We start from the raw sequence: 12,196 nt of genomic DNA on the forward strand, positions 1-12,196 counted from the left end.
AAGTTTTACAATGCCAATTCTACTTCCAATTCAGAAACGACTTTTTCTGGTTGAGGTGCGTTTGCTATTAAACCAGAAACGGCTACACCATAAATACCTGTCGATAAAATGCTTTTAACATCTGCAGTTTCAATACCTCCAATGGCAATGATTGGTGTATCGATACCTCTGTTTTTACATTCATCTAATAAGCTTTGGTAACCATCAAGTCCTAAAATTGGGCTTAACTTCTTCTTTGTTTGTGTAAATCTAAAAGGACCAAGACCGATGTAGTCGACACCAAAATCATACAATCGCTGAATATCTTCGATCGTATTGGCAGTGCCTCCAACAATTTTATTTTCACCTAGAATTTCTCGAGCTGTTGCCGGAGAGATATCCTCTTTACCTACGTGAACACCATCAGCACCAATTGCTTTGGCTACTTCAGGTTTATCATTAATCAGTAAAACAGCGTTGTACTGATCTGTGATTTTTTTCGCCTCAATTCCTAAGGCTATATATTCTTCTTCGGTGACTTCCTTTGCTCTTAATTGTATCCATCGACAACCTGCCTCACACGCTTCTTTGATATGTTGAAGGTGGTTTTTGTCTTTTTTTTCTGTGGATATGTAGTGCAGTTTACTAATCATGTTGGACTAAAACGGTATGTTGTCCAAGGCGGCTAGGATCACTCTCTAAAAAGTTTTCGATGTAATCTTTACCTCTTCGACAAGCCTCTTCAATAGATTTACCATGTGCCAGATGTCCTGCTATCGCTGAAGATAACACACAACCTGAACCATGTTTTTCATATGCGTTAATGTCCTTTCCTTCAATCACTATCTCCTGACCTTTATACAACAGAATATCGTCGCCTTTATGGGTAGGGTGATGTCCACCTTTTAGCAAAACATGCGTTTTTTGACTTAACTCTTTTGCTTTTTCAAGAACATCGCCACCATTGGCTAAGATCTCCATTTCTTTCCAGTTTGGAGTAATCAAATCGATAGAGTTCAACACTTTATCTAACCATTTGATGGTGTTTTCATCATGAAAGTCGTAACCGGCACTTGCTCTCAATACAGGATCAAGTACTATTTTACAAGTGGGGAAGAAACCTTTTACTAAACCAATCCAATTGGACATCAAATGGAAATCTTCCACGATACCAATTTTCATTGCCGATAAAGGATATTTCTCAATCAACGGAAGTAATTGTGCGGTAACAACATCGGCGCTCATCCAGTTCATGCCAATAAAATCCTCTGCCGTTTGATAGGTAATTGCAGTAGTTACACCAAACCCTTGCACATCGTGTGCTTCAAAAGTTTTGATATCCGACAATACACCTGCTCCTCCAGAAGGATCAAAACCAGCAAGGCTTAAAGCGAAAGGTCTAAAGTTCTCCATGTTGTTAATAATTCAGTTGATTTTGAAAGTAATTTAGCGGATGAATCCTCCCATAGATATCCTAAAAGAGCAGCTCCATTAAAAGAGGTGCCGTCTAGCATTGGAATTGTCTGAGGAGATATGCCTCCTAAAGCGATCATTTGACGTGAAAACGAAGAGGTTTTCATTGTATTCAGAATGGCTTTGTTTGACTGATATCCTTTTTTAGAGATACTATCAAAGACAGGACTCAGAAAGAGGTAATCAAAAAGTTCTGGTATATAGACAATCTCTTCTGTTTGATGAACAGAAGAACTCAACCTTTTGCCCCTATTTTTCCAATAAATTAACTGATCTTCAGAAATCTTAATCCTTTCAGGTTCTCTAAAGTGAACACCGCCTAAATTAAACTCTTCCACCAAATCATGATGTTGATGTAAAGTGAGTTGAGGAAAGTAAGCAGTAGGAATCACCTCAAGCAACATTCTTATTTCTTTGATAGAAGCTTCAGGCTTTCGAATGTGAATCACATCGATGCCATGCTCTAACCAAAAACAGATTTGAGCGGCTTCATCATGAAAAAATGTGGGCTTTGTGATTCCTACTAGCATATTATTTTTTAGTGATAGATTTCACCACCTAATTCTTTAAATTCCTCAGACTTCTGTTTCAAGCCTTCTTCTTGCTCTTGCTTGGCAGCAAAGTCACGAACGTCTTGAGTGATCTTCATCGAACAGAAGTTTGGTCCACACATCGAGCAGAAGTGAGCTACTTTTGCACCTTCAGCAGGAAGTGTTTCGTCATGATATTCACGAGCAGTATCAGGATCCAACGATAAGTTGAATTGATCTTCCCAACGGAATTCAAAACGAGCTTTTGACATAGCGTTATCACGGTATTGAGCACCTGGGTGACCTTTTGCCAAGTCAGCCGCGTGTGCTGCAATTTTATAAGTGATTACACCTTCTTTTACGTCTGCTTTATTTGGTAAACCTAAGTGCTCTTTTGGTGTTACATAGCAAAGCATTGCAGTACCGTACCATCCAATTTGAGCAGCACCAATTGCAGAAGTAATGTGGTCATAACCTGGAGCGATATCCGTAGTTAATGGACCTAATGTATAGAAAGGAGCTTCGTAGCAGTCTTGCAACTGAGCATCCATGTTTTCTTTGATCATGTGCATTGGAACGTGACCAGGACCTTCAATGATCGTCTGAACGTCATGCTTCCAAGCAATTTTAGTCAACTCACCTAATGTTCTCAATTCTGAAAGTTGAGGCTCATCGTTTGCATCAGCAATTGAACCTGGACGAAGACCATCACCTAATGAGAAGGCTACGTCGTATGCTTTCATGATCTCACAAATCTCTTCGAAGTGAGTGTACAAGAAGTTTTCTTTGTGATGTGCTAAACACCATTTCGCCATGATTGAACCACCACGAGATACGATACCAGTCACACGTTTCGCTGTCATTGGAACGTAACGTAAAAGAACGCCTGCGTGGATTGTGAAGTAATCGACACCTTGCTCAGCTTGTTCGATCAATGTATCACGGAAAATCTCCCAAGTTAAGTCCTCAGCTTTACCATTTACTTTCTCTAATGCTTGGTAAATTGGCACTGTACCGATCGGCACTGGAGAGTTACGGATCACCCACTCACGAGTTTCGTGGATGTTTTTACCTGTTGAAAGGTCCATGATAGTATCAGCACCCCAACGGCAAGCCCAAACTGTTTTTTCTACTTCTTCTTCGATAGAAGATGTCACCGCTGAGTTACCAATGTTAGCGTTGATTTTCACCAAGAAGTTACGACCAATAATCATTGGCTCAGACTCTGGGTGGTTGATGTTGTTAGGAATTACGGCACGACCTGCAGCTACTTCATCACGAACAAACTCAGGAGTAATTTTACCTACTGGAGTGTTAGCACCAAAGCTATTACCTGGGTGTTGTGTACCGAATTTTCCTTCTTGCTCTTCGATTCTTTGATTCTCACGAATAGCGATATATTCCATTTCAGGAGTAATGATTCCCTTACGTGCATAGTGCATTTGAGAAACATTTTGTCCTTTTTTCGCTTTTAATGGCTTTTTGATATGCTCGAAACGTAAGTGATCCAATTCAGAATTTTCTAAACGTTCGATACCATACTCAGATGATAGTTTTGGTAATTCTTCTACATCTCCTCTGTCAAGGATCCAATCTTTACGTAGTTTGTTCAAACCTTTTCTTACATCAATTTCGATATCTGGATCTGTGAAAGGTCCTGATGTATCATAAACTGTGATAGAAGGGTTCTTTTCTACCTTATTTAAGAATTTGTGATTAGTGTCAGCTTGCTCGATTTCACGCATCGCTACTTTGATGTTGTGAATCTTACCATCTACATAGATCTTTTTCGATCCAGTGAAAGGCTCACGGCTGATGACGTCCTGACTAGGGATTTTGTCTTGCTTTTTCATTCTTTGTAAGTGTTTATTCGAGTGAAGAATTAAGAATTTAGTGATTTACTTGGTCGTTTTTTCGGGTGGGTTTCTTGCTCTTTAGATCTTGAAACTAGTATGCCCTTAGACCTTCGTGCCCATGATTGAAATCATGGGTTGATAGAGTGAAAAACGATCAAGACTAAAGCCTTGAAGTTTTTTGTGTTCCAACCGAATTAAACTTTAAGATAACTGATATTTCATCAGGTTGTTCTTAATTCTTCAAATTTATTTTTTATTCAATTAACCTCCTTGAGCAGGAGCAACTATGGTCACATGATCGTTTTCCGAAAGGGCATGGTTATCCCATAAATCCTTGGAAACGATTTCATCATTAATGGCTACGGCAACCGCGCCCTTTGCCACAGAAATATTCATGTGTTCTAATAACTGTGCAATAGAAAATGCACTCGGAAGTGTGATAGACTTATTGTTTACAGTGATATTCATTTCTTTTAAAAATTTGAAATGTAAGAGTCATCATGAGTAATGAATAACTCAAAATCAATACAACCAATAAACCTTAGGAGAGGATGCACGGAATTTGTGCATGAGTAGAAATGACTTTTCCCTTCGTCGGTACTAACCGCATCAGGTTCAAAGGGTATTTCTCAGTTCGATTCAACGAACACCCCTAAAGTGTATGATGCGACAAAATTAGTAAATAAAAATTAAAAGATCCCTTTAAATCATGTTATAAATTGATTTTTAGCAAGAAGTATAAATATTATACTTCAATTTAATAACGAAATGAAGGTTTTTAATGATTAATTAGAGTAAAATATATTTCCAGAATCATGAAAATCATAGTGGAAATATTCTTTATCATTATAAATAACTGATATTGGAACACATTATTTTTATTTAGTTTTTATTAATGTTTTACCTTTGCCACAACTTTAAACATCTAATTTTTTAACCTCATGCAAGAAGAGTTCAAAGGGCAAGGTCATATGTTACACCTAAAACTACCAACCGATCCAAGGTGGGTAGATATGGTTGCCAATAATAATATAGAAGATATCTTAGTCGATCATGCTTATTGTGAGCAAAAGGCCGCATCAGCTAGTATGTCGTTAATTGTGAATTATCCAGAGTTAGACGAGTTAGTAGATACCTTAACTCCAATTGTAGCCGAAGAATGGGAACATTTTGAAAGAGTATTACAACAACTTCGTAAACGAGGAATGTCTCTTGGTCGAATGAGAAAGGACGATTACGTAAACGGTATCATCAAGTTTGTAAAGAAAGGTGGATCTAGAACAGATCAATTGGTCGATAAACTATTAGTAAGTGCTTTAATTGAAGCAAGATCTTGTGAACGATTCAAATTGCTATGGAAAGGTTTAGATGATGAAGATCTAAAAGCTTTTTATTATGAACTAATGGTTTCTGAGGCAGGGCATTATGTGACTTTTATCGATTTAGCCAGAAAATATCAAGATAGAGATAAAGTAGATGAACGTTGGCAAGAGATCTTAAAAATGGAAGCTGAGTTGATGAAATCTTTAGGAGTGAGAGCGGATAGGATGCATTAGAAAGTGAATTTTATGAAAGCTTTATGTTAACATGAGGTAATAAAATAATTATATATTATCCTTGTATAATTATATATATTAGGTGCATTACAATTAATATTAAATTAAATTGTTTTAATTCGAACAAATAAATTATTGGATATGATATTATTTTTTTAATTGATTAATAATTTTGAAAAGGTTGTTTGTATTGATTGATATATAACAATGTGCAAAATGAATTATGTATTTTTAAATTAATATAACCAAATAATTGATAGTCAACTAATTAAGTTTGTTGTAACGAATTTCATTTAACAGCGTAACTAAACTAAATATTTAAAAAATAATAAAAATTGTAAAAATATTATTATTGCTATTTTAATTTAAACAAGCTGGTTACATGAAAACAAAATTACTATTTGTTGCTGTATTATTTGTGTTATTTGATAATGATGAGAGTTGGGCACAGCATCAAAATATCCAAACGGTTCAACCTGATTCAATCAGTACCATCAAAGGCGAAGAGTATATTTATTTACCAGGAGGTAATTATAAATTTATAAGAGTAGGCGAAAATCAAAATGTGGTTATTACTGGATCTTTAGATCTTGACCCCAATGCACACAGTGGAGTTATTTATCAATATGGCAATCCTGTAATTAGTGATTCAACTATTGAACAAATAAACTATGACTTCTCAACATCTAGTACAATAATACTAGAACATAATGGACATTTAGAAGTTTATGGAGGAATGCATCAAAATTTGAGTGGTAACTTAAATATGATTCTAAAAGATGATTCAGAAGTAATTTGTAACAGTCTTTTCAATATAAATCTTCAAAGAAGAACTACTGCTAATATTATGTCCTTTGGAACCAATGCACAAATTGTTACCATGGGAACCTCTGATTTGAAGTTAAGACCATTCCGCTTGACAGATGCAGTTAATGGAATGACACCAAGTCAGTTAGAGGCATTAATCGATATCAGTAAATTTTTATTTTCTCAATATGGTGATAGAGTCAGAAATAATTTTGATAGAGGAGTTGATATATATTTTGGTACACATGGACAAAACCCTCAATTTTATCATGAAAGTATTAATCCGATTGCTGGAGAAAACGGAAATCCAATTTCTAAAGTAGTATTAAAAGATTTATTAAGAGTTTTACTTCAGTCTAATATTGAACAAATTCATTTAGAGCAAAGAGGTTCAAGCACACCATTTTCAGTTTTCTTTGCTACTATGCAGCACGAATTTGCTCAGTTACCTGTTGAGTTGGTTAATTTCGAAGTTGTTAAAAATGGGGATGATAGTTTTGACGCCATTTGGAGTACAGCTACTGAAATAAATTCCGATTATTTTAAACTAGATTACTCCAATGATAAAATTCATTATTTTGAAATTGCAGGTCATATTCCTGCCAAAGGGAATTCTAATACTTTAGAAAAGTATAAGGTAGAAAATTTACCAATAAGTTCTAATAATGTTTATGTAAGACTAACCCAGTATGATTTTGATGGTTCTTTTCAATCTTGGACAAGTAAGGTTCATAGCAGTAATTTAGCTTTGAATTATAATAAATTATACCCAATTCCAACGAATGATAATTTACATGTTCAATTACAAAATGCCCATAAAGAAGGTGTTATTGTAGAACTGATAGAAGCTTCGACGGGGAAAGTGGTCTTCAAAAAGAAATATGGTGAAGTACAATCAATTGATATCAATACTTCTAGTTTTAATGATGGTGTTTATATTCTACATGCAAAATGTGGAGTTAGAAATAGACACGATGAAATATTAATATTTCACTAAAATAAAAAGGCTGATTTTGAATAACCAAAATCAGCCTTAACCTTTTAATCTATATACACTTTACTTTTTAAAAGTCTCTTTGATAAATAACCCACAGATTCCGGCCCCTATAAATGCAATTGGCATAATCCAAATAGCGGCTTGAAAAGCAGACTGTAATAATTCTGGAGTAGCGTTTTCTCCACCTCCAAAATAAGTCACTAACCATCCGAAAAGTGGTTGTCCGACTGCACCCATACCCATAAGAACCACAGCAGAAAGTCCATTGGCTGTTCCTAAAACATCATCATCGTTTGATTCTCCGATGACAGGATAACCTACTGTTTGTGCCGAAGTAATAAAGCCTAAAGCTAAGAAAACGATAAAGAAATAGGTAGATCCTGTAGATAGTGGATACATGATTAATAACATCACTATTAAGGATAAAATAGCGCCTCCTAACATTGCTTTCTTTCTAGATTGAATCTTATCTGAAACCCATCCACAGATAGGAGAACCGACCATTGTACCAATGAAGATCATACCGATAATACCAGTGTATGTTGCTTCAGAAAAATCGGGGTTGACAAATTTCAAATAGGTGGTTCCCCAGATGGCTCCTAATAAAAGTACAGCAAGGTTTAGTAAACCGATAAATAATCCTGCTAACCAGTTCTGAGGGTTTGATCCTGCTTTTTTCAATCCTTCCACTAAAGATAATCCCTCTGAAGATGTAGATGCTTCTTCTTCTTTTTGAGGGCTATCTTTTACAAATACACCAATACAAATTAATATTGCTAAACCTAAAAAGGCATTGATTAACATAGTAGTTTGTCCACCAAAATGCTCTAATAAAAGTAATAATGGAGTACCAGACACCCATCCGCCGAATACGGCAAAAGTGACTAACAGCCCCGATATTAAAGCTAATTTAGACGATGGGAACCATCTTGGGGCTAAACGGAAAGGAGCCATAAATGCGGCACAGTGTGTAATTCCAAGCACAAATCTAAACCCACTAGATACAGTCACATTACTCGAAAATGTAGTTCCAAACACACATAAAACGGCTATGGTAGCCATGGCAAGTACTACTTTTTTTACTGAAAATTTATCTAGTAAAACACCAATTGGAATTAATAAAAGTACAGTTCCATTTAAAAATGTTCCGGCAAAGCTACCAAATTCAGAAGCACTCGTTAAGGCTAAACGATCGATGAAATATTCTTTCATGGCTTCAGTACTGAATAATGTCATCTGAATGAAACTATAAAAGAAGAATGCTCCAGCTGAGAAAACGGCTAAATAGGCTCTTAATGAAGATGTTTTCTCTTGATTTACGGCAATTGTTGTCATGTTCAAAAAATTGGTTAATGATGCTATCAATATCAAAAAAATAGGAAAGGAACATTACCTCAAAATTGACCAATTTATGTACTGAATTATCTTTTTGAATTAGAATCAAATAGTATTTGATGAGTTGATCATCAGTATTATTATCAAAATAATTGAAACAAAAGTGTCGTTAACTAAACTATTGTGTAGTTTTGCAATTATAATGATAGAGCTTTTAGAAACATCAAACACAACGATGCATTTTCAACTTAAAAATTTAGAGTCTTTTCGCTTAAAGGCATGGTATTGGGGTAAATCAGAATCTCACTGTACTTACCTGTATGACCACAAAATTGCTTACCCAGAATCGGGGTTTAAGCACCTTTTGGCAGTAGGAGCAAAACATATTTGTCCTATGAAAGAAAGACACAGTTTTGATAGTGTTGAGATGTTTCATAGAGAACATAAATCGTGGCTATTTGGTCATTTTGGATATGATTTGAAAAATGAAGTGGAACTTCTTTGTTCCGATCACCCAGACGGAATAGAGTTGCCTAATGCTTTCTTTTATGTTCCTAAAACGGTTTTTGTATTTGATGAAAACGGAGTAGAAATTATTTCAGACGAAGATCAAAATAAGATTTATGATGAAATTATGTCTACTGAAGTTCCTGAAATGACAGATGGATGGGGCGGAAAAGTATCTCCAAAGATTTCAAAAGAAGTGTATTTGGATACTGTCAAGAAAATTCAAAATCATATTGTTGAAGGGGATGTATATGAAGTGAACATCTGCATGGAATTTCTTTCAAAAGAAGCAGACCTCGATCCATTTGATTTATATCTAAGACTTTCATCATTATCACCAGCTCCTTTTTCTGCATTTCATAGGGTGGAAGATAAATTTGTAATTAGTTCTTCACCTGAGCGTTTCATGAAAAAAGAGGGAAGAAGAATTGTTTCTCAACCTATCAAAGGAACGATAAAAAGGGGAGCTACAGAGGAAGAAGATGTCTTATTAAAAGAACAACTTCGTAATTCCGAAAAAGAGGTAGCAGAAAACATGATGATCGTTGACCTTGTACGTAACGATTTAGCAAGAACTTGTAAGGCAGGGACGATTAAAGTACCTGAGATTTTTGGTATCTATAGCTTCAAAACGGTGCATCAGATGATTTCAACTATTGAAGGAGAAATGAAAGATTTTCAACCTTTCTCGGAAGTCATTAAAAAAGCATTCCCTATGGGAAGTATGACAGGGGCACCTAAAGTGATGGCTATGGCTTTAATCGAAACCTACGAACGTACCAAACGAGGTGTATATTCTGGATCAATAGGTTATATCACTCCAGATGGAGATTTTGATTTTAACGTGGTGATCCGTTCCGCTTTTTATAATGCAGCATCAAAGTATATTTCTTTCCAGATCGGATCTGCAATTACTATTGATTCTGAAGCTGAAGAAGAATACGAAGAGTGTCTATTGAAAGCTAAAGGGATGTTATCCGCTTTGAATGCTGAGATTACTTTCTAATAAAAAGAATTGAAATAAAAATTATCCTCAACTTATTGAATCAACAAGCTGAGGATTTTTTATTGGAGTAATAAGTTAGAGATCGGATACTATCTCACTAAAAATAGTTCGCTTATTTAATGGCTGTATTTGCCTAAAATTATTTTTAGGCATCAATTTATGTAACATATCAATCTGCTCTTTGGAGGCTGTAATAGCATCTTTCACTACAAACCAATGTACCGTTTCTGTGCATATTATTAATAGATCATTTGATGAGGATATAGAGTTAACTGTAGATCTGTCAGAATGGGAAATCAAAAATAATGATGCAGAGCAATTTATTTTGTCAGGAAATTACAGTAATTCTACTCCTTGTGATCTCGAAAATAATCACTATTTGTGTTCTAATTATCAAAGGATAAAAAATGAAGGGGAATGCAATAAATTTAAGTTTAGCAAAACGATCAATTAGTATTATTCAAGAACCCATAAAAAGCAAAGAAAAAGCTTAGTTCATATTTTTTGTTAGTAAGTGATTGATATAAAGATTGTTAATAAATTAATTAAGATAATTTAAGGTTTTCTAAATTTGAGTGTATCTTTTAACTTAATCAACATTCTATATGGAAAAGTATAGACTGTTTTATTACACACAAACAAATGAAAAAATTACTTTGGAGTTTATTATTAACTCTATTAACGATTCAAACTTACGGTCAATCATCACCTAGTCTTAAGATTGTTCAACCAGATTCTGTAATCAATTATAATGGAGAACAGCACATCCACCTACCTGAAGGGTTTTATAAGTTTATTCGTGTAAAATCGAATACAAGAGTAATTATTGATGGGGATTTAGTATTAAGTGATCTCATAATAGGGTCAAAAGAGATGCTTGAATATGGAGATCCGATTATCTCTGATACAACAACTTTATCTGGATACCATCATATAGGAAATGGCTGTACTGTAATTTTAGAACCTAATGCACATTTAGAAATTCATGGTCGATTTCATGATTTAGCCACACAATTGAGTATTCTACTAAAGGAACACTCACAAATCATAGTGAACAATATTTTCACATTTAATTTGGAGAGTGCCAACCCTGATCACGTAATATCTTTTGGAAGTGGTTCTCAGATTATCGCAATGGGAAAGACCGATATTAATCTTAAACCAATTGAGTTGACGGACCATGTCAACCAACTTAATAAATATCAGTTAGCATTGTTGACTGATATTGGTCGATTTCTGATTGCAAATCCAATGGTAGATATTACCAATGATGATGATATAGATAGAGGTGTTCTACAGTTTATGCAGGCAAGACCAAACCCAAGGTTAGCCAACAATACATTATCAGTTTTACCTTCGGAAACAAGCGGTTATAGTATGCCCTTAACTGAGATCAGAGAATTGTTTAGAAAACTATTCCACACTTTTGATAATCAGGTAAGGTTCCTTCATATGGGGCCATGGACAAATTTCTCACATTTTTACTTTGAACTAGAACATGCTTATACCGACTTACCCGTAGAGTTATCAAATTTTAAGGTAGAACGAAATAGCGAACATACCTTTAATGCATCTTGGTCTACAGAGACAGAAATCAATGCAGATCATTTCACTTTAGAAGTATCATCAGATAATATTCATTATAAGTTATTAGAAGAGGATATTCCGGCATTTGGTAATAGTAATACACATCAAGAATATACAATAAATGACCTTCCGTTTTCTTCTAATCATGCCTATGTGCGTTTGACAGAAGTTGATTTTGACGGATTAAGTCAGTCATGGGTTCGTGAAATTCATGCTATTGAAAATGAGTTTAGTTATCAGCAGATCTACCCTGTTCCCGCGAATAATATCTTGCATGTATCGCTTAATAATTCGGAGATGAATGGAGTACAATTTGATCTTGTAGAGGCATCTACAGGAAAAATAGTATTTGATAAACAGTATAGAGAAGTACAAGAAGTAGATATTGATACTTCCAATTTAAAAGATGGCATTTATGTTCTAAATGCTCATGCTGGATCTAAAAATATTCATTCAGAGGTAGTGGTGCTACATTAAGTCAACTAATAGAAATGATTATAAAAGAGATGTTATTCGGTTTTATATCAAATAACATCTTTTTTTATTTATATTTAAATCTAAAC

General features: G+C 34.8%; 12 protein-coding genes and 1 riboswitch. Of the genes, 5 read left to right on the forward strand and 7 right to left on the reverse strand.

From position 1 onward, the window contains the following. Positions 1 to 5 precede the first annotated feature (5 nt). The 5 genes from KMW28_RS02125 to thiS all read right to left on the reverse strand — a co-directional run bounded on the left by KMW28_RS02125 (position 6) and on the right by thiS (position 4,306). Positions 6 to 632 (reverse strand): thiamine phosphate synthase, encoded by a 627-nt coding sequence (locus tag KMW28_RS02125; protein WP_169666999.1) that lies wholly within the window; start codon positions 630 to 632, stop codon positions 6 to 8. After that, on the reverse strand, positions 625 to 1,392 hold the full coding sequence (locus tag KMW28_RS02130) for a hydroxymethylpyrimidine/phosphomethylpyrimidine kinase (RefSeq protein ID WP_169666997.1): 768 nt from the start codon (positions 1,390 to 1,392) through the stop codon (positions 625 to 627). The genes KMW28_RS02125 and KMW28_RS02130 overlap by 8 nt, the downstream gene beginning before the upstream one ends. Next, positions 1,365 to 1,982: a thiamine phosphate synthase gene (locus KMW28_RS02135; protein ID WP_169666995.1), complete on the reverse strand. Its 618-nt coding sequence runs from the start codon at positions 1,980 to 1,982 to the stop codon at positions 1,365 to 1,367. Before KMW28_RS02135 ends, KMW28_RS02130 begins: the two co-directional genes overlap by 28 nt. Positions 1,983 to 1,990: 8 nt before the next feature. After that, complete coding sequence (gene thiC, locus KMW28_RS02140) at positions 1,991 to 3,835, reverse strand: phosphomethylpyrimidine synthase ThiC (RefSeq protein ID WP_169666993.1); 1,845 nt, start codon at positions 3,833 to 3,835, stop codon at positions 1,991 to 1,993. 264 nt (positions 3,836 to 4,099) lie between these two features. After that, on the reverse strand, positions 4,100 to 4,306 hold the full coding sequence (gene thiS, locus KMW28_RS02145; RefSeq protein WP_169666991.1) for a sulfur carrier protein ThiS: 207 nt from the start codon (positions 4,304 to 4,306) through the stop codon (positions 4,100 to 4,102). 101 nt (positions 4,307 to 4,407) lie between these two features. Next, a riboswitch (TPP riboswitch) is annotated at positions 4,408 to 4,502 on the reverse strand. 277 nt (positions 4,503 to 4,779) lie between these two features. Here thiS and miaE point away from each other — a divergent pair. Then, positions 4,780 to 5,394 (forward strand): tRNA-(ms[2]io[6]A)-hydroxylase, encoded by a 615-nt coding sequence (gene miaE / locus KMW28_RS02150; RefSeq protein ID WP_240973128.1) that lies wholly within the window; start codon positions 4,780 to 4,782, stop codon positions 5,392 to 5,394. Between the two features lie 382 nt (positions 5,395 to 5,776). Next, positions 5,777 to 7,198 carry a T9SS type A sorting domain-containing protein gene (locus KMW28_RS02155; RefSeq protein ID WP_169666989.1) on the forward strand — a complete coding sequence of 474 codons (1,422 nt, stop codon included), beginning with the start codon at positions 5,777 to 5,779 and terminating at the stop codon, positions 7,196 to 7,198. A 60-nt stretch (positions 7,199 to 7,258) separates the two neighbouring features. On the opposite strand, the gene KMW28_RS02160 is transcribed toward KMW28_RS02155, so the two are convergent. Next, on the reverse strand, positions 7,259 to 8,533 hold the full coding sequence (locus KMW28_RS02160) for an MFS transporter (protein WP_169666987.1): 1,275 nt from the start codon (positions 8,531 to 8,533) through the stop codon (positions 7,259 to 7,261). Between the two features lie 235 nt (positions 8,534 to 8,768). Here KMW28_RS02160 and KMW28_RS02165 point away from each other — a divergent pair, with 235 nt between their 5' ends. Continuing rightward, positions 8,769 to 10,046: an anthranilate synthase component I family protein gene (locus KMW28_RS02165; RefSeq protein ID WP_205958238.1), complete on the forward strand. Its 1,278-nt coding sequence runs from the start codon at positions 8,769 to 8,771 to the stop codon at positions 10,044 to 10,046. Between the two features lie 75 nt (positions 10,047 to 10,121). Here KMW28_RS02165 and KMW28_RS28680 read toward each other — a convergent pair whose 3' ends face one another. After that, complete coding sequence (locus KMW28_RS28680; RefSeq protein WP_394369901.1) at positions 10,122 to 10,253, reverse strand: hypothetical protein; 132 nt, start codon at positions 10,251 to 10,253, stop codon at positions 10,122 to 10,124. On the opposite strand from KMW28_RS28680, the gene KMW28_RS28460 reads away from it, so the two are divergent. Beyond that, positions 10,228 to 10,500, forward strand: coding sequence for a hypothetical protein (locus tag KMW28_RS28460; RefSeq protein ID WP_244994484.1), 273 nt, complete (start codon positions 10,228 to 10,230; stop codon positions 10,498 to 10,500). The two genes, KMW28_RS28680 and KMW28_RS28460, sit on opposite strands and share 26 nt — an antisense overlap. Positions 10,501 to 10,688: 188 nt before the next feature. Further along, the gene (locus KMW28_RS02175) at positions 10,689 to 12,110 is read left to right on the forward strand and encodes a T9SS type A sorting domain-containing protein (RefSeq protein ID WP_169666983.1); all 1,422 of its coding nucleotides are present in this window, start codon (positions 10,689 to 10,691) and stop codon (positions 12,108 to 12,110) included. Positions 12,111 to 12,196: the final 86 nt, after the last annotated feature.

It is taken from the genome of Flammeovirga yaeyamensis, assembly GCF_018736045.1.
Lineage (GTDB): Bacteria > Bacteroidota > Bacteroidia > Cytophagales > Flammeovirgaceae > Flammeovirga > Flammeovirga yaeyamensis.